12 protein-coding genes are annotated in these 18,015 nt (G+C 65.3%); 6 read left to right on the forward strand and 6 right to left on the reverse strand.

Annotated features, from left to right (window positions below; genetic code table 11):
* Positions 1 to 59: 59 nt before the first annotated feature.
* Positions 60 to 917, forward strand: coding sequence for a PHP domain-containing protein (locus L1F31_RS08115; RefSeq protein ID WP_265420138.1), 858 nt, complete (start codon positions 60 to 62; stop codon positions 915 to 917).
* Positions 918 to 998: 81 nt separating this feature from the next.
* On the opposite strand, the gene L1F31_RS08120 is transcribed toward L1F31_RS08115, so the two are convergent.
* On the reverse strand, positions 999 to 2,210 hold the full coding sequence (locus L1F31_RS08120) for an acyltransferase (RefSeq protein WP_265420139.1): 1,212 nt from the start codon (positions 2,208 to 2,210) through the stop codon (positions 999 to 1,001).
* Positions 2,211 to 2,374: 164 nt separating this feature from the next.
* Entirely contained in the window at positions 2,375 to 3,865 is a 1,491-nt protein-coding gene (locus L1F31_RS08125) for a DEAD/DEAH box helicase (RefSeq protein WP_265420140.1), read from the reverse strand.
* A gap of 61 nt (positions 3,866 to 3,926) precedes the next feature.
* Between L1F31_RS08125 and L1F31_RS08130 the strand changes: the two genes are divergently transcribed.
* Positions 3,927 to 4,559, forward strand: coding sequence for a ferritin-like fold-containing protein (locus tag L1F31_RS08130; RefSeq protein WP_265420141.1), 633 nt, complete (start codon positions 3,927 to 3,929; stop codon positions 4,557 to 4,559).
* Between the two features lie 103 nt (positions 4,560 to 4,662).
* Here the strand turns inward: L1F31_RS08130 and L1F31_RS08135 are convergent, their stop codons facing one another.
* Both L1F31_RS08135 and L1F31_RS08140 read right to left on the reverse strand, forming a co-directional pair.
* Positions 4,663 to 4,884 carry a DUF3107 domain-containing protein gene (locus tag L1F31_RS08135; protein ID WP_265420142.1) on the reverse strand — a complete coding sequence of 74 codons (222 nt, stop codon included), beginning with the start codon at positions 4,882 to 4,884 and terminating at the stop codon, positions 4,663 to 4,665.
* A gap of 125 nt (positions 4,885 to 5,009) precedes the next feature.
* Positions 5,010 to 5,603 carry a TetR/AcrR family transcriptional regulator gene (locus tag L1F31_RS08140; RefSeq protein ID WP_265420143.1) on the reverse strand — a complete coding sequence of 198 codons (594 nt, stop codon included), beginning with the start codon at positions 5,601 to 5,603 and terminating at the stop codon, positions 5,010 to 5,012.
* 153 nt (positions 5,604 to 5,756) lie between these two features.
* On the opposite strand from L1F31_RS08140, the gene L1F31_RS08145 reads away from it, so the two are divergent.
* Both L1F31_RS08145 and L1F31_RS08150 read left to right on the forward strand, forming a co-directional pair.
* Entirely contained in the window at positions 5,757 to 9,092 is a 3,336-nt protein-coding gene (locus tag L1F31_RS08145) for a UrvD/REP family ATP-dependent DNA helicase (protein WP_265420144.1), read from the forward strand.
* The gene (locus tag L1F31_RS08150) at positions 9,092 to 12,277 is read left to right on the forward strand and encodes an ATP-dependent helicase (protein WP_265420145.1); all 3,186 of its coding nucleotides are present in this window, start codon (positions 9,092 to 9,094) and stop codon (positions 12,275 to 12,277) included. The genes L1F31_RS08145 and L1F31_RS08150 overlap by 1 nt, the downstream gene beginning before the upstream one ends.
* A 74-nt stretch (positions 12,278 to 12,351) precedes the next feature.
* Here L1F31_RS08150 and L1F31_RS08155 read toward each other — a convergent pair whose 3' ends face one another.
* Positions 12,352 to 13,596, reverse strand: a complete 1,245-nt coding sequence (locus tag L1F31_RS08155; RefSeq protein ID WP_265420146.1) for an aminoglycoside phosphotransferase — start codon at positions 13,594 to 13,596, stop codon at positions 12,352 to 12,354.
* A gap of 115 nt (positions 13,597 to 13,711) precedes the next feature.
* On the opposite strand from L1F31_RS08155, the gene nudC reads away from it, so the two are divergent.
* Positions 13,712 to 14,689, forward strand: coding sequence for an NAD(+) diphosphatase (gene nudC / locus L1F31_RS08160; RefSeq protein WP_265420147.1), 978 nt, complete (start codon positions 13,712 to 13,714; stop codon positions 14,687 to 14,689).
* Positions 14,686 to 16,725 carry an ATP-dependent DNA helicase UvrD2 gene (locus tag L1F31_RS08165; protein WP_265420148.1) on the forward strand — a complete coding sequence of 680 codons (2,040 nt, stop codon included), beginning with the start codon at positions 14,686 to 14,688 and terminating at the stop codon, positions 16,723 to 16,725. The genes nudC and L1F31_RS08165 overlap by 4 nt, the downstream gene beginning before the upstream one ends.
* Here the strand turns inward: L1F31_RS08165 and L1F31_RS08170 are convergent.
* Positions 16,702 to 17,604: a hypothetical protein gene (locus L1F31_RS08170; protein ID WP_265420149.1), complete on the reverse strand. Its 903-nt coding sequence runs from the start codon at positions 17,602 to 17,604 to the stop codon at positions 16,702 to 16,704. The genes L1F31_RS08165 and L1F31_RS08170 overlap by 24 nt on opposite strands.
* Positions 17,605 to 18,015 lie beyond the last annotated feature (411 nt).

Raw genomic sequence — 18,015 nt, forward strand, 5'->3', positions numbered from 1 at the left:
CGGCTGACAGAGCCGGTACTCGTGGAAGGGGAGACGACAGTTGCAGATACACTGTGACCATGGTCATCGATCTCCATGTGCACACGGCATTCTCGGACGGGACCCAGACCCCATCCGAACTCATCTCCGAAGCCTCGATGGAGGGCATCGACGTCGTCGGCCTCACCGATCACGACACCACCGCAGGGTGGACGCTGGCCGAGGATGCCGCCCGCGTCTACGGGCTCGGGCTGGTCCGGGGAATGGAGATCTCCTGTCGCTACGAAGGCATCAGCGTGCATCTGCTGTCGTACCTTCACGACCCCTACGACACGGGACTGGCCGAGGTGGTGCAGGAGACGAGACGAGCACGCCTGCACCGCACGCATCTCATCATCGACCGTCTCGCCGAGGACTATCCCATCGACATGGATGCGGTCCTGTCGGTGTCCGGTGAGGACGCGACGATCGGGCGACCGCACATCGCCGATGCCCTCGTCGCCGCCGGTGTCGTGGAGAATCGCACCGAAGCGTTCTCCTCGATCCTCTCCAGCCGCGGAAAATATCATGTGGCGCTGCCGACGATCGATCCGATCACTGCGATCGGCCTCATCCGCGAAGCGGGAGGGGTTTCGGTCTTCGCCCATCCTCGTGCCGCCATGCGGGGCAGAGTCGTACCTGATACCGCGATGACCGAGTTCATCGCGGCCGGCCTCGACGGTCTCGAAGTCGATCACCGGGACAATCCGCCGCAGGAACGCGAGTCGATGCGTCGGCTCGCCCACGAGCACGACCTCATCATCACCGGATCGAGCGACTACCACGGCACGGGCAAACCCAACCGCCTCGGCGAGCACACCACGTCCGACCACATGCTCGCCAAACTCCTCGACCGAGCCTCCTCCCGTCCGGGCGGCGTCGGCTACATCCAGGGCTGAACGCAGCGCGCCTGTCCGACGGCCGACCGCAGCACCCCCGGCAGAGGGGCTGAACGCAGCCGACCCTTCCCATGGCCGACCTCAGCCGAGGATTCGGCGCAGATGCAGCTTCCCCCACGTCAGGCTGAGCGCATAGGATGCGGCGGCCATGGCGATGAGGAATCCGAGGTACTGGGCGACCAGGAGGATCGGTCCTGTGTCGACGTCGTAGAGGCGTTCGAAGAAGAGTTCGAGGAAGAACACATGGCACAGGAACGCCCCGAACGATGCTGAGGCCAGACGTGTGAAGACCTTCTTCGTCCGCTCGCCGAGGCGCAGGCGCGAGACGAGGAGGATCACGCTGACCGCCAGCCCCACGATGAGCGGATTCGCGTTCTCGATGGGGTAGGACTTCTGCGATTCCCACCAGAGGACGCCGAGGGCCGAGGCGGCGAAGAGCAGGCACAGCGACCAGATCGGCGGGCGCAGCTCCTCGGCGTGGTGGATGATGAAGGCGCCGATGACGAAGTACGCGACCTGATAGGTGGCGAATCCCCACTTCCACGCGTCCTGCTCGGATCCGATGAGGCCGAGCAGAAACGGTGCCCACACCGTCGACCCCGCAAGCAGGAGAGCCAGGGCGGCAAGCTTCCAGGGGCGCTGGTTCTTCCAGAACAGGACGAGTGTGCCGAAGACGAGGATGAAGGGGATGTAGGCATAGAGGTACCAGAGGTGGAAGGCCGGGCGGCCCGCCTCGAGGAAGCTGCGCGCAAGGTCATGGCGGACATTCACCTCATCGGTGTCGAAGAGATTGAAGCCCAGGACGAAGATCACCGACCACGCGGCCAGCGGAACCAGGTGGCGGATGATCCTATCCCACATCTTCGCCTCAGTGCGCGGCGGCGCACCGGCGAGCACGGCCCAGCCGGCGATCATGAAGAACATGGGCACGGCCCAGGGGTTGACCGCCTCGGCGAGGTGACCGAGCCACCAGGCGTCGCTGCCTTCCTCGCTGCAACCGATGAGCACACCCCCGGAGTGACCGACCATCACAGTCAGCCCGGCGAGGACACGCATGACATCGACATCATGCCGATGGGCTCTGCGGGGGCGCGTGCCGGGGGAGGAGCCGCTCATGGTGCGGACCGACGCCGTCTCAGTCGTGGAACCCTGATCCGCGGAGTCGGAGACCGAGGACTGCCCGTTCGGGGTCAGGTCCCCGTTCCGGGCGAGATCCGGGACCGGAGCAGACGCTGTGGGGGCTTGGGCAGCCATACGGCGGGAACCGAACAATGAATCGCTCTCGTTCGTCATCGGAGACAGGGCATCTGTCTGTATGAGGTGCCCATTTGAACGGCTTCGGAGGTCGGGTTGAACGCAGGATGAACGTGAACGGGCGATTCGGACGGGCACGGCACAGGGCCCCGACCGAACGGTCGGGGCCCTGCATGTGAGAGCGGCTGTGCGGAGGAGTCGGCTCAGTTCTCGCCGGCGTCGGAGGCCTGGTGTCCGCTCTGTCCGCCCTGGCCGGTCTGACCGCGGTTGACCGGCTTTCCGCCGCGGGTGCGGCGACGATTGCGCTGGCGGCGCGGTTTGCGGTTCTCCTCGCCGGCGTCGGCGGACGAACGGTCGGAGGAGCCGCCTCGGCGATCTGATCCGCGGCTCTTCTTCTCTCCGCTCGTCTCTTCGTCGCCTTCGGGGTGCTGGCGGGGCAGACGGCCCTTCGTGCCCTTCGGGATGCCGAGGTCGGCGAAGAAGTGCGGGGAGGTCGAATACGTTTCGGCCGGTTCGTCGAAGTCGAGGCCGAGAGCCTTGTTGATGAGTCGCCAGCGGGGCATGTCGTCCCAGTCCACAAGGGTCACGGCGATGCCGGTGTGCCCGGCGCGGCCGGTGCGGCCGATCCGGTGGACGTAGGTCTTCTCGTCCTCGGGGCACTGGTAGTTGACGACGTGTGTGACATCGTCGATGTCGATTCCGCGGGCGGCGACATCGGTGGCGACGAGTACGTCGACCTTTCCGTCGCGGAAGGACTTCAGTGCCTTCTCACGCTGTGACTGACCGAGGTCGCCGTGCAGCGCCTTGACGTCGAATCCGCGATCGCCGAGTTCGGCGGCGAGCTTGTCGGCGGTGCGTTTGGTGCGGGTGAAGATGATGGTGCGGCCCCGGCCCTCGGCCTGAAGCATGCGGGCGACGAGTTCCGACTTGTCCATCGAGTGCGCCCGGTAGATGTACTGAGTGGTGTTCTTGCCCGTCAGTGACAGGTCCTCATGGTCCTGGGCGCGGATGTGCGTGGGCTGGCTCATGTAGCGGCGGGCCAGGGTGATGACCGCGCCGGGCATGGTTGCCGAGAACAGCATGGTCTGACGGTGTGCGGGCACAGCGTTGATGATCTTCTCGACATCGGGCAGGAAGCCGAGGTCGAGCATCTCATCGGCTTCGTCCAGGACGACGGTGCGGACCCGGTGGAGCTTGAGGATCTTGCGCCCATAGAGGTCGAGAAGCCGTCCGGGAGTGCCGACGACGACATCGACACCGGCCTTGAGCCGGTTGATCTGCGGATCGAAGTCCATGCCGCCGTAGATCGTCATGATGTCGATATCGCGCTGCACCGAGGCGGTCACAAGGTCGGCGGCGACCTGCTTCGCCAGTTCTCGGGTGGGCACCACGACGAGAGCCTGCGGCAGGCGCTGCTCCTTGGCGTCACCCAGGCTGTCGGGAGTCGCCTCGGGGTCGGTGGTCACCGAGGAGTCCTCGGTCTTGCCGACGACGCGCTGGAGCAGGGGGATGCCGAAGCCCAGGGTCTTTCCGGTGCCCGTCTTGGCCTGTCCGATGATGTCGGCTCCCGACAGCGCCACGGGCAGCGTCAGCGCCTGAATCGGGAAGGGATGGGTGATCCCTGCTGCGGCCAGCGAGGCCACGATCGGTCCGGCGACTCCCAGGTCCGCGAAATCCGCTTCTGTCTCCGCCATATTCCAAACTCCTTTTAGCGCCTCTGCGCTTGTCATGGTCCAGAACCGGTAGTCTTGAACTATGCCCGATTCTGTCCCATTGGCCGGTAATGATGCTGCGACGCTCGCTCTTCTTGCGTTCGGCGAGCTGACCGGTTTCGAACGTATGGCCATCAACGCGACGACCGCAGCCGATCTGGATGACAAGGTCACCCTGGCGCGGTTGGCCTCTCAGTCCTTCGCGAACTTCGAACAGCTCTCACAGCACATCGATCAGATGGGCCAGGATGCGATCGAGCTCTGTCAGCACTTCGAGCCGACCTTCAACACACTGGCTGAAAGGACTCGTCCTCGCGACTGGTACGAAAGCCTCATGAAGGGATTCGTCTTCGACGGAATCATGAACGATTTCTACCGCACGGCGGTGGACGAACTCGCGGAGCCCGGATACAGCCTGGCTATTGCAATTCTCGATGATACACGGGCCAGCGATTATGCGCGCAATCGACTGACATCCGAGGTGTCCGTCGACACACAGCTGGCATCGCGTCTGGCGCTGTGGGGACGCAAGCTCGTCGCCGAGACCTTGGGGCGGGCACGCAGTCTGCTCACCGACCCGTTCCTCGGCCTCGACGAAGACGTCGTCGTCGATCTGATCCCTGCGGTGACCTCGAATCACTCGAAGCGGATGTCGGCTCTCGGCCTCGTCGCGTGAGCGGGTGAGGAGTGAGGTCGCGCGAGTCAGTGCATGCGAAGAGGCCCCGGTCATGGCGACCGGGGCCTCTTCGCTTGCGCAGCACTGAGGCGCTGCGGCGTGCTCAGGCGCTGAAGCCGACGCGACGCGTGGTTTCCGTACCGAGTTCGATGTAGCCGAGCGACGCCGAGGGAACAAAGATCTGACGGCCCTTCGTGTCCGTGAACGTCAGCAGCCCCTCGGACTGGATCTTCTCCTCGACGCGGGCGGCGAGTGTCTTCGAATCCTCATCGGTTTCGAGGGTGATCTCACGCTGTGTCTGCTTGACGCCGATCTTGATTTCCATGGTGCTCCTTGTGCGGATTCTCGGTGGCGGTTGATGGATCTGTACTGTGTTCAGCTTAACGTCAGGCCGGAGGGGTTTCTTCCCTCACGGATTCCGCTGTCGGCGGACGGCCCGGTGCATTGCCGTCAGCGTTCGCCGAAGGACTTCAGCCCGCCCCAGCTCATCTGCGTGAGCAGCGAGACGGCCGAATCGACATCGACGCCGTGCTGGGAGTCGAGCTGTTTGACGACGACCTCGGCCGTGCCGATGAGCGCCCGGCACAGGAGGCGGGCCTCGTCGTCGCTGAGTCGGGCGTAGTTCTGCAGAGCCGCGACGACGCGTGAAGCGGCGCTCTCCCGCAGAGCGCGGAGTCTCTGCTCAGCCTTGGTCTCATAGACATCCGAATTGAAGATGATGACGAACTCTTCGCGATGAGACACCACGAAGTCGAAGTAGGCGCGGTAGGTCGCGCGGATCTGCTCTTCGGGATCGTCTGTCGATTCCAATGCCTCCGCGAGTCGTGAGTCCAGATGCGCGGCAGATGAATCGATGAGCGCGAGGTAGAGGTCCTGCTTCGAATCGAAGTGCTGGTAGAGCACGGGTTTGGACACGCCGGCGGCCTCGGCGATCATGTCCATCGAAGTCGTTCGGTATCCACGGGTGGCGAAGACGGAGCGCGCGACGGCTACCAGTTGGTTGCGTCGTTGATCACGGGGCAATCTCTGTTGTGGACTCGACATTCTTCAATGCTACGCGACGATCGCCCTCACACCGGGTATCAGGTCGGCATCGGCCGGGCACCGGTCGTCGGATCAGTGCCGCTGACCGGTTCGACGACGCGCCGAGGCCAGAGTCGATCCTCTCGTGTCAGCGGCTCGTGATGGAATACGAGTATGGATGAGATGACCGAGCGAATGGGCAGCGCTCTGCTCTCGGGCAGCTGCCTGAACATCATCGGACGGCCGGGCACCGGCAAGACGACGCTGCTCGAAACCGTCTACGCCGATCTGGTCACCCAGGTCGACCCTGCCTCGGTTCTCGTTCTCACCCCCGACCGCGATCATGCCGATGTCCTCCGCAACCGACTGCGGCCACCTGCTGACGCGGTGCTCACCGGCGCCCCTGCCCGCAGCCTCGCCTCCTATGCCTACGGAATCGCACGGGCCGCACACACGACACGGACCGGTGAGGACCTGGAGTTCATCTCCGGTGCAGACCAGGACGTCTTCCTCGCCGATCTTCTCGCCGGGCATGAACTCGGTCGGTCGCTGGGCCCGACGTGGCCCACGGAGATCACCGCCGAGGTGCGCTCGACCTCGGCCTTCCGCACCGAAGTCCGTGATGCGCTCAACAGAGTGATGGAGTTCGACTTCGGAATCCGGATGCCCGAAGCGTCATCGACCGGTGCACACGCGGGGGAGCACGTCTTCGACTTTGGTCGCTCGGCTCTGGCTCGTGCCCTCAGCCGAAACCCCGATCCGCGGTGGGAAGCCATCGCAGAGATCCTCGACGAATACCTCGGCATCATGTCCATGCCCGGCTACGGCGGAGTCGACTCCGCCACTGTGCTCGCGTTGGCGGCCTTCGAGATCTTCAGGGAACCCGCCGAGGCGGTCGCGGGCAGAACCTGGTCGTTCGCGCCCGATCAGGTTCCCACCGTGGTGCTCGCCGACGGTGTGCAGGATTTCCCTGCCGCCAGTTGGGGCATCCTCGAACAGCTGCGCGATCGCGGCAGCGCGATCGCGCTCTTCGGGACACCGGAGACGGTGACCGGCCGTTTCCACGGAGCCGACGCTTCCATCATCGACCGGGCCGTTGCGGATTCGGGGTTCGACGACATCGTCCTCGACCGTCAATGGGACGTCGCCCCGGCCCTGGCCGACGTCATCGACGGGTTCGGCGCTCGAATCACCACCCGCTGGTCAGTGGGTCATATGCCCAGACCGCGCCCTGCGCAGGCCCCTGCCGCCGCACCCGCTGACCTGACGGCGACTCCGGCGAACACGGCGGAGACCACCGAATCCACCGCAGCGGCGACCACAGACCTCACCACGGAGGCGGCCGCTGACTCCACAGCAGAGGAGACCACCGACCCCACCGTGGAGACGTCGTCCGAACTCACCCGTGGGTCCCGGCTGGAGACGCACGTCTTCGAGGGCAGCGCCTCGGGGACCCGCTACCTGGCGCGACGGATCACGAACTTCGTCGAAGACGGACATGCATGGTCCGATGTCGCACTCATCTGCAGAAATGCGAACAGTGCTCGGGCGATCGCCAATGAGCTGCGGGCCTCCGGCGTCTCGATCGCCACCCTGATGCAGCCGCTCAACGTCGACCCGGCCACCGCTCCGCTTTTGGAGCTGCTGTCGACGACCCCTGACTTCGACGACGATGAGTCCATCGCCGAACTCGCACTGTCCCTGGCCGGCAGCATCTACGTCCGGCTCGACCCCGTGCAGATCCGCCGCTTCCGCCGTACCGTCCGCCGTCGATTCCCTGCACCCAGCAGCACCGCTTCCTTGGCGCTGGCGCTGCGCAGCCCCATCGACGAGTCGTTGCCGCAGGGACTGGCGACGGTCTCGCGTATGCTCCACGCTGCCGCCGCGGTCGGCACAGAGGACCCACACCAGGCACTGTGGACGATCTGGGAGGCATCCGGTGTGGCTGAGAAATGGCAGGCCGAGGCGCTGCACAACCCGGAGTCAGTGACGAACGGCTATCTCGACTCGGTGCTGCGTCTGTTCGCATTGGCGGAGAAGATCGCCGACCGCGGCGGCTTCACCGCGAAGTCGTTCGCCGGAATCGTTGCCGAACAGGACATCGCCCAGGATTCCCTGGCAGACACCGCCGGTTTCTCCGACCATGTCCGCGTCGGCACACCCTCGTCCCTGGCTCACGTGCGGGTGCCGCTGGTCATCATCGCCGAAGTCAACGAGGGGGTGTGGCCGAACCCGAAACTGCGCGGAGGCATCCTCGGACTAACCGACCTCGCATCCGTACTGTCCACAGGTGAGACCGTCACCGCCGACCCCGGTTACCACGCGCATGCGAAGAAGACGAACCTGCGCGAAGAGGGCGAACTCTTCTACACCGCTCTCAGCCGCGCTCAACAGCAGGTCATCGTCACAGCCGTGACCGACGCCGAGACCGAACCCTCACCGTTCTTCGACGTGCTGGCGGCGGGAACCGCCAAGGGCACCGAGGCGGCCGACGGCTATGCGATCACCCACGAGGACGAGCTGCCGCCGCTGACCCTGCCGGAGATGGCCGCCCACGCCAGGGCGCATCTGCTGCAGACGGCCGCAGCTGAGCCGACAGCCTCGCCGGACTCAGAGACACAGAGCTGGGCACAGCTGATGCGTGCGCTGTCTGCAGCCAGCCCGGCCGTCGTCGCGCCGAGCAGCTGGCGTGAGGCCGAAGACATCACCACATTCGATCCGCTGTTCACCGATTCCGACACCGTCCGCGTCTCACCTTCACAGGTCGAGTCCTTCACGGACTGCTCTCTGCGCTGGTTCCTCACCCGCAACGGCGGAGACCGTGCGAGCTCGACAGCGCAGAATCTGGGCACCATCATCCACGCGGCCGCCGAGAACTACCCCGAAGGACCGACCTCGGCGATTCGCAGCTTCGTCGAAGAGGAATTCTCCTCCCTCGAGTTCGACGCAGAATGGGAGCGCGAACGCGAATTCGACGTGGCCATGAAAATGGCCGACCGCCTCGGCGAGTACATCACGAACGCTCCCGGCAGCCTCATCGGCGTCGAAGCGCAGGTCTACGCTGTCGGGGTCGATGAGAACGGACGTCAATGGAAAGTGACCGGTCGCCTCGACCGAGTCGAGGAAGTCGCCGGAGGACTGCGCATCGTCGATTTCAAGACGGGACGCAACGTCGTCGCAGGCAAAGAGATGGATCGCCACGCGCAGCTCGGTGTGTATCAGGAGGCAATCAACTCCGGCACCATCAGAGTCGGCGAGGACAGGGAACTCGATGCGCAGGCCTACGGCGCCGAACTCGTCTTCCTCCGCAATTCCGCCCGCACCGTCCGCGAGCAGCCGGCCCTCGACGTCGACGACAACCCGAAATGGGCCCGTGAACTCATCGACGACGTGTCCGGCCGGATGCGGGCGGCGAGCTTCCCCGCCCGCGTCGAGCAGCAGAAGTGCAAATCCTGCCCGGTGCGTTCGTCCTGCCCGGCCATCGGTCCGAAGATGCTGGAGGAGAACTGATGCGCTACAGCGCCGAGGAGCTGGCACGACTGACTGCGGCCGACCCTGCCCAAGCGTTCCCTCCCAGCCCGGAGCAGCAGGTCATCATCGAAGCCGATCCGGCACAGTCGATGAAGGTCACCGCCGGTGCCGGATCGGGCAAGACCACCGTCATCTCCCAACGCGTGGTGTGGCTGGTCGCCAACGGACATGTCTCACCGGAGGAGATACTCGGACTCACCTTCACCCGCAAGGCCGTCGGCGAACTGGGCGGGCGCATCCGCGTGCTCCTGTCACGGCTGCGCCACAACCTCGGCATGGGACGAGAGCTGTCTCTGCCCGGGCTCGACAACCCGACGGTGTCGACCTACAACTCCTATGCGGCCTCGATTGTCAGCGAACACGGGGTGAGCATCGGCATCGAACCCGAAACGGTGCTCCTCGACGATGCTGCCGCGCACACCATCGCCGGGGATCTCATCGATTCCACTTCCGCAGATGAGATCCCCGGCAGCTTCTCCCGCGAAACGATGATCTCCGATGTCATCGCGTTCGCCGGGGCGATGAACGACCACGGACGCGATGTCGACGAAGTCACCACGTACCTCGAACAGTGCCTGGCCGCGCTCGTCTCGAGCAAAGGCAAACCCGTCGACCCGAACGGGCGACGGGCGAAGCTCGAGGCGAAGATCCGCACGGCCCGTCTGGCCGACGCCTATATGCGGGCGAAGCGACGCAACCTGGCGATGGACTTCTCCGACCAGGTGCGGTTCGCCCAACGCATCATCGATCAGGTCCCGGCGGCCGCCGCAGCCGAACGGGCCCGGTGGAAGATCGTCCTGCTCGACGAGTTCCAAGACACCTCGGTCGCCCAGCTCAAACTTCTGCGTGACCTCTACCATTCCACGGCCGTGACCGCCGTCGGCGATCCGCGGCAGGCCATCTACGGCTGGCGCGGCGCCAGTGCCGACAACATGTTCCGATTCTCCGCAGACTTCCACGACGTTCAATCGCTGACTCTGAGCACGAGTTGGAGAAACGACCGCACGATTCTGCAGGCCGCCAATCGCATCGCCGATGGCCTCACCGACAGCCGTGAATCCCCGCTGTCGGCCCGGGACGGAGCAGGCGACGGAGAGGTGAGTGTCGAGATCAGCTCGGGCGCCCACGACCCGGACTACCTGAGCAACGGCCTGAGAGCGCTGACCGACTGGTTCCGCACCATCCCCGAGGGTGCGACGAAGGCCGTGCTCTGCCGCAAACGCGCCCATTTCCCACCGGTCGCGGCCGCCCTCGAAGCCGCCGGCTTCGCGGTCCATGTCCACGGCTCCTCAGGACTCCTCAGCGACCCCTTCGTCGCCGATGTGAGGGCGGTCCTCACCGCCGCGATCGATCCCATGGCCGGGGACGAAGTCATGCGTCTCATCAGCGGCCGCATGCTCGGGCTCGGCGCCGGCGATATCGCGGGACTGCAGACCTTCACGCGCAGACAGACGGAACGGCGGCAGGAAGACCGCGCCGAGACCGGTGCCGATGCCGACGACGTCATCGTCGAAGCCATCGACCAGGCGACGATCGTCGAAGGCATCGATGAACTCATCGAGGTCGCCCGGGTGCTCGACCACGGGCCGCGTTCGGCGACCGACAAGGCACTGATGGCCGACTACCGGAGTTCAGGCATGAGCACCGAGGCGCTGCAGCGGCTGGTGCGGCTCGCCCGCGCGCTGCGCACCGTCCGATCGGGCACCGGCACCATCTCCTCGATCATCCGCACCGCCCTGGCGGAAACCGGCATCGACTCCGACGTCTGGGGACTGAGCGATTCGCTGCGCAACCTGCACCGATCGTCTCTCGACGCGTTCCTGTCCGCGGCCAGCCAATATTCGGCCGCCGACGACCGCCCCTCGATCACCGGGTTCCTGTCCTGGCTGAGCCTCATGGAAGCCCACGACGCGCTGAGCACGGCGGAACCGACGGCCGCGGCAGATGCGATCAACATCATGACCGTGCATGCGTCGAAGGGACTCGAATTCGACGCAGTCGCCGTGCCGTCACTGGTGGTCAAAGACTTTCCGACGGAACCGCGGGACAAAGAAGGCTGGATGGACCGCACCGCGCTGCCCTACCCGCTGCGGGGAGACCGGGCACACCTCGTCGACTTCGATCTGAGGGACGCACAATTCGACACGAAGAAGGCACTCGACGAATGGATCGCAGACTTCATCCGCCCACATATCGCCGATGCGCATGTGGCCGAGGAGCGACGACTGGCCTATGTCGCCTTCACCCGCGCCAAACGCCACCTGTGGCTCGGTGCGGAACTGATGGGTGCCCGGACAGAACCCGATGAGCTCTCGCCGTTCCTCACAGAGGCGGTCGAAGCGCTGGGACTGACGGTCGATATCCCGGAGCCGGCTGATGAGTCCGCGGAAGATCGGATCGAAACCACCGAATGGCCGGTTCCTCGCACACGTCAGGTAGCAGCGGCCCAACAGGCCGCCGACTGGGTCGAGACCAGTCTCGAGGTCAGCTTGGAGACCCTCGCCGAGGCTCCGGGCGACGTCGGCGACTACGCTGCACAAGCGCTGCGGATCGGTTCCCGACCGGAGTCGAGCCTTGCAGCCGGCATGCCCGACCGACTGTCGGCGACCGCTCTGGTCTCCTGGAGACGAGACCCGCAGAAGTTCCGCACGCAGGTGCTGCGCCCGATTCCCACCCCGCCGAGCCGGGCGGCGGAGATCGGCACGAACTTCCACTCCTGGGTCGAGCAGCACTTCGGCCAGTCCAGCATCGACATCGATGAAGACAACGCGACTCGCCCGATCGATGCCGCCACGATCGAACGGCTGCAGGCCACTTTCCTCGCCTCGGAGTTCGCCACTCGACGCGCAGACCACGTCGAAATGTCCTTCGAACTCATCCTCGGACGGTTCCGGGTGCCGGGAAAGATCGACGCCGTCTTCATCACCGACGGCCATGCCGAGGTCGTCGACTGGAAGACGTCGAAGAAGCCCGATGGGGACGTGCTCGAAGTGATGAAGTGGCAGCTCGCTCTCTACCGCTTCGCGATCCTGCGCGCTCATCCGCAGATCACCGAGGTGACCGGGACGTTCTATTTCGTCGGCAGCGACGACGTCGTGCGCTTCACCGAGCTGCCCGACGAGGACGAAGTGATCCAGTGGCTGGAAGCCAACGACCTTCGCTGATCCACACCGTGCTGCCGGTCACCCGCTCAAGGGTCGGACAGGTCCCCTCGAAGGCAGGGCAGACCCGCAGCGGATCAGGAGCGGTTCGACCGTGAGATCGGTCCGGTTTCGTCACCGTCGTCCGAACCCGAGGTGGGTTCGGTGCTGACACCGGATCCCGGTATGGAATCGGAGTCTGTGGCGTCGTCAGGCGTCGACCCGGTCGGCCGTGCGTGGGGGATGAACACAGCGGCAGGTTCGTGTTCGGTGATGGCGGCTTCGACATTCGGTTCGTCCGCGTTCTCGGCTGCCTCGGATCCAGCGGCCGGCGCTGTGTCGTCCGCGACTCCCTCGTCCGTCGCCGCGGAGGCTCCGGTCCGGCCGGAATCGGCCGACTCCGCAGGCCCGGCAGGCTCTCCAGGCCCGGCGAAGAGCACCTCGTTGAACGAGGTGAGCAGGTCGGCTGCGTCTTGAATGGCGGCTTCGTCCCCGGAGTCGACGGCTTCGAGCAGCCAGTCGAGGACCGCGAACTCGGCGAGCAGCTCGGCGCGTGCGATGACATGGTCGTCGGCACGGGGACGGGAGTTGCGGTACTCCTCATAGAACGTCGGCAATGCGGCCGGGTCGATGAGCGCCGAGGCTGCCGCCAGGTCGATCGCGGGATCAGCGACACGCAGTCGGCCGATCTCGGACAGAGCCAGCACTCGCTCCTGATCCGTGTAGACGCTCGACTCATCGATGGAGCCATGGATCGGTGTGGCCAGGAAATGCCAGAGGGCCACCTTCTCGAACTCCTCTTCCCAATGCTGGAGCAGTGCTGCGGGCACCCGTCCGGTGCTCGCCGCCTGATCGAGTCGCTCCAGGATGAGGAACTGCGAACGTGATGGATCCTCGACAGGGAAACCGGCCTCGGACACCGGTTCCGGAGCCGCTGAATGCACGGTCGCCAGCGCTTGTGCGAGAGAGCTCGCTCGGGCCGTATCGGCGATGGGCACATCGCCCAGCGGCGCCCCGGGCAGAGGATCGACCAAGGTCACCGTCGTCGGTGTCGAGGTCTCGAAGTACTCAGCCTCCACCTCGGTGATGGCGCGCAGGTGCGGCCAGGTGAAGCCGGCATGCGGGTACATGGAATCGTAGATGCGCCCCGCCTCGGCGGCGGAACCGATGTCCGCCGTGCGGTCGAGCTGGGTCTGGGCCGTCGCGACGAGCTCCTGCCGGTCATCGCCGAGGAGCACCCGGACTCCGGCGTCGAGGGGCGGCAGGGGTGTCCATTTCGTCGGGGCGAAGCCGTCGAGCATCGTCGACGCGATCGCAGCCAACTTGAGCGCCTTGGTATCCACCTTTCCCAATCTACCGTCTGCCTCCCGCTGAGACACGGGACTCGCCGTCGAGCGTGTCTGCCATCGTCTGAGGACTCGGCCGTCGGTGTCAGAGCATTGCGTTATCGTGGACGACATGAAGCCCTTGCCCTTCGTGGAGCCGACCAGCCTCGCCCGTCACGGAATCGATCGCGACCACCTCACCCGAGGTGCGGACGGAGATCTGCGCGAGATCTGGGCGGCGGGAGCCGTGCCGGTCTTCGAACATCGCGGCAGTCTGCTCGTGGCTGCCGGCGGACTCTTCCTCGGCGACCGCACCCTGGTGCCGGCAGGGCAGACGGAGATCTATCTCGGGCGGGATCCTGAAGGCATCCGGTATATCGGGGTGTCCTTGGACGATGAGGGGCGCAGCCGCCTCGACTCCGTCCTGGAGACCTCTCGTGCCCGCGATGCCAGCGACCTTCTCACCGCACCGGGGGAGGGCCTCGACAGCTCGGAGCCGGTGTGGCTGCCGCTGCGGCACTTGGCCGAGACGCTCGACGAAGTGCAGGTGTCGCTGGCCGTCGAGGTCGTCGGCGTCGGCAACTGGCATCGGGCTCACCAGTTCTCTCCGCGCACCGGCACTCCGACAGTACCGGCCCTGGGCGGGTGGGTGCGTCGGGATCCGGAGGACGGGAGCGAACACTTTCCCCGCACCGACCCGGCTGTCATCGTCGTCATCGTCAACACGGATGAAGACGGGGTCGAACGGGTGCTGCTGGGCAACAACGCCGCATGGGAAGCCGACCGGTATTCGCTCCTGGCCGGATTCGTCGAACCGGGGGAGACGCTCGAACATGCGGTGATCCGTGAGATCTGGGAGGAAGCTCACCTCGAGGTCACGGCCCCGCGGTACCTCGGCTCTCAGCCCTGGCCGTTCCCCTGTTCGCTCATGCTCGGCTTCTCCGCAGAGGCACCGAGCCGGGAATTCGCCGCGGACGAAGCCGAGATCGCTTCGCTGCGCTGGTTCACCCGCGACGAACTGCGCGCAGCCATCGCCGATAAGACGGTCCGTGCCCCCTCGACGATCTCCATCGCCGGGCAGCTTCTGCACAGCTGGTTGGACAACGGATGAATGCTTCGGCCACGGCCCTCTTGGAGGCCCTGGACGAGGAGCAGCGTGAAGTCGCCACTCACTTCGACTCCCCGGTGATCGTGCTCGCCGGTGCCGGCACGGGCAAGACTCGCGCCATGACACATCGCATCGCCTACGGAATCGCCACCGAGGTGTTCCCTCCCAACCACGTCCTCGCACTGACATTCACCGCGAAGGCGGCCGGTGAGATGCGGTCACGGCTGCGCGGCCTCGGGGTGCCCGCGGTGCAGGCTCGCACCTTCCACTCGGCGGCGCTTCGCCAGCTGCGCTTCTTCTGGGACCGGTTCGCCGACGGCGACTTTCCTCGGATCATCGACAACAAGGCCGGCATCATCGGTTCGGTGATGCAGAGTCTCGGTATGGAGACCAGCCGGGAACTGACGAGAGACGTGGCCTCGGAGATCGAGTTCGCCGCAGCGTCGCTGCTCGGCGTCGAGGACTATGCGACGAAGGCCGCCGCCCGTGACCTGCCCGGTCAGCTGCACGTCGACGATATGGTTCGCATCTTCGAAGCCTACGGCGAAGCGAAGACTCGCGGACGCCTGCTCGACTTCGACGATGTGCTGCTCGTCCTCTCGGGTGTCCTGGCCGAATATCCCGCGATCGCTGCGGAGATCCGTGATCAGTACCGACACTTCGTCGTCGACGAGTTCCAGGACGTCTCTCCGCTGCAGTTCGATGTGCTCTCCCGATGGTTGGGCCCACGAGACAATCTGTGCGTGGTCGGCGACCCCGCACAGACGATCTATTCGTTCGCCGGGGCCGATGCGAGCCTGCTCGGTACTTTGGGCACCGCGATGCCCGAAGCCAGGACGATCCGGCTGGTGCGCAACTACAGGTCGTCGAAGTCGATTGTGGCGACCGCGAACAGTCTGCTCAGGCACACTGCGAAGACCGCTCTGACTCTGCGCACGGACAATCCCGACGGCAGGCCGCCGAGCATGGCCGAATACCCGAGCGACGAGGCCGAAGCGACCGGTGTCGTCCAAGCGATCTCCGCTGAGATCCGGGCGGGACGCCGCCCCCGCAATATCGCGGTGCTCTTCCGCACGAACGGGCAGAGTCCCGCCTACGAGCAGGCTCTGGCCGCTGCGGGAATCCCCTACGTCCTACGCGGAGGCGAACGCTTCTTCGCGCGCAAGGAAGTCAAGGAAGCGGTCCTCATGCTCAAAGCCGCTCGGGCGACCTCGAGCGGACAGCGACTGCCCGAAGCAGTCATGGAGGTGCTCGGTTCACTGGGCTTCACCCGAGAACCACCCGGTCCTGGTGCGAGCCGTCAGCGGTGGGAGTCACTCAAAGCACTCGTCGATCTCGCCGAAGAGCACCAAGCAGGCCAGGAGCTGCCCGTGCCGATGGCGACTTTCATCGACGATCTGGCCGATCGGGCCGAACATCAATTCGCCCCCGATATCGAAGGAGTCACCTTGGCGTCCTTCCACGCGGCCAAGGGCCTGGAATGGGACAGCGTCCACTTGGTCGGTCTCAGCGAGGGACTGCTGCCGATCAGCTATGCGCAGACGCCGAGGGCGATCGCCGAGGAGCGGCGCCTGTTCTATGTGGCGCTGACACGAGCCGGCAGGGAGCTGCGGATGAGCTGGTCGTTGGCCCGCTTCGAGTCGAAGCAGAGGCCTCGTCAATCCTCCCGGTTCCTCTCCGAACTCGGGCAGGTCGACCACACCATGGGCGATGGAAGCAGAACTGCGAAGTCGGCGACGCTCAACCGCTGCCGTCGGTGCGGACGAGCATTGGTGTCGCAGGTGGACCGGTCCGTGGGACGGTGCTCGGACTGTCCCGCAGAGGTCGACCTCGACCTTCTCGACCGCCTCAGGCAATGGAGAGTCAGGGTCGGGATGGAACAGGGGCTCCCGCCCTACCTGGTGCTCACCGACACCTCATTGTCGGTCATCGCTGAAGTCCGTCCGCGTGACCTGGCAGAACTCGCCCGAGTCCCTGGTGTCGGAGCGACGAAACTCGAACTGTACGGCAAGGCACTATTGAGCCTGCTCTCCGAGTGAGCCGAAGTCGGGCACAGGCGCCCGACATCGACAGCGGTCGTGAAATGTCAGACCCTGCTCCTCGAGCTCTCCTGTCTCGACCGATACGATTCGGGCCACCGGCGCGAGCTCAGGACGCAGAAGAGACTGTCGGAGCAGTTGGACGACATGTGCCGAACCAAGGATTCGTGCGGCCGGATCGCACAGGTCTTCCCGATCCGGCAGAGCCTGGAGGAGCGGATATTGGTCCAACCATCCGTTATCACTGTCCTTGCGGTGCAGGCAGGAGCACATAGTGCACGGGGTTCGACCTGGACGGATGAGCCCGGTGATCTCCACAGTCTGCTCACCGAGGACCACCTGACAATGGTCGATCTCACGGTCGTTCAACCACATGGACGCATGGAGATCCGGCACCAGATGCGAACTGCAGATGACGAGCGGAGCGTTCATCGGATCCAGCTCCTCGATGCGTCGGGCCGAGGAGACAGCGAAGCCGATGGCGGCCAGCTGTCCCTCGGTTTGAGCGCGCAGCGGACCGGTGACCAGCACCGGGCGGGACCCGAGGATTCGGGAGACCCGATCGGGGGACAGGCCGAAGGCACGCGCGGCGGCGAAGACGGGCGAACCCTTCCGCACGACACCGGAGTCCGCCCCTTCAGGGATGAGCACACCTCCTTCGCTGAGCAGTGTGATGAGGGAACCGGCCCGACTGAGATCAGCTCCGAGCTCTTGGGCGCGCGAATAGTACTGGGCGGAGCCGATGCCCAGCCGCAGATCCTCGATGAGGCTGACATCGGCCGGAAGGAGTCCGTCGATGAGCACGGGGTCTTCGGCGCCGAACTGAACACAGGAGGACGAACGCCATGTGATGGGAACACTGGGAAAGATCCTGAACATCTCGGCATCCTCGCCTCGGCAACTCACTGGACTTCCACGGTAGTGAAGCGAGCGACGAATAGCCATGGCAGAGACGAAACTGTGGATAACCCTGTGGGAAACGGTTGAGGACAAGCCGGAAGACGTGTTCGGGCTTGCCCTCAACCGCATGATGCCCCAGGCGCTCGCGAAGACTCGTGCGGCTTCCCCTTCCGCACGCATCTTCGGGTTTTCCGGGGTCAAGCATAGAACTTATTCCGCATTCGGCGTCGCGTCAATGGACGGTCATGCACAGACACGTCAACAGCCTGTGGATAACCTGTGGGAATCGCCAGTCAGGCTGTGGAGGAAAGGTGCCTTGAAGGTGGGCGGAGCTGTTGATAAGCCATCCATCGGGCGGTGGCAACTCCGCGCTGAGGCGCGATCGGGTCC

Origin of the sequence: Brevibacterium spongiae, from assembly GCF_026168515.1 — a bacterium.
Taxonomy (GTDB): domain Bacteria; phylum Actinomycetota; class Actinomycetes; order Actinomycetales; family Brevibacteriaceae; genus Brevibacterium; species Brevibacterium spongiae.

Excerpts from the sequence above, each read along its gene's own strand:
- L1F31_RS08150 (WP_265420145.1), top strand. The coding sequence starts at position 9,092 with ATGCGCTACAGCGCCGAGGAGCTGGCACGACTGACTGCGGCCGACCCT.
- L1F31_RS08115 (WP_265420138.1), top strand. The coding sequence starts at position 60 with ATGGTCATCGATCTCCATGTGCACACGGCATTCTCGGACGGGACCCAG.
- L1F31_RS08125 (WP_265420140.1), bottom strand. The coding sequence starts at position 3,865 with ATGGCGGAGACAGAAGCGGATTTCGCGGACCTGGGAGTCGCCGGACCG.
- L1F31_RS08140 (WP_265420143.1), bottom strand. The coding sequence starts at position 5,603 with ATGTCGAGTCCACAACAGAGATTGCCCCGTGATCAACGACGCAACCAA.
- L1F31_RS08145 (WP_265420144.1), top strand. The coding sequence starts at position 5,757 with ATGGATGAGATGACCGAGCGAATGGGCAGCGCTCTGCTCTCGGGCAGC.
- L1F31_RS08130 (WP_265420141.1), top strand. The coding sequence starts at position 3,927 with ATGCCCGATTCTGTCCCATTGGCCGGTAATGATGCTGCGACGCTCGCT.
- L1F31_RS08120 (WP_265420139.1), bottom strand. The coding sequence starts at position 2,210 with ATGACGAACGAGAGCGATTCATTGTTCGGTTCCCGCCGTATGGCTGCC.
- L1F31_RS08170 (WP_265420149.1), bottom strand. The coding sequence starts at position 17,604 with ATGTTCAGGATCTTTCCCAGTGTTCCCATCACATGGCGTTCGTCCTCC.
- L1F31_RS08135 (WP_265420142.1), bottom strand. The coding sequence starts at position 4,884 with ATGGAAATCAAGATCGGCGTCAAGCAGACACAGCGTGAGATCACCCTC.
- L1F31_RS08165 (WP_265420148.1), top strand. The coding sequence starts at position 14,686 with ATGAATGCTTCGGCCACGGCCCTCTTGGAGGCCCTGGACGAGGAGCAG.
- nudC (WP_265420147.1), top strand. The coding sequence starts at position 13,712 with ATGAAGCCCTTGCCCTTCGTGGAGCCGACCAGCCTCGCCCGTCACGGA.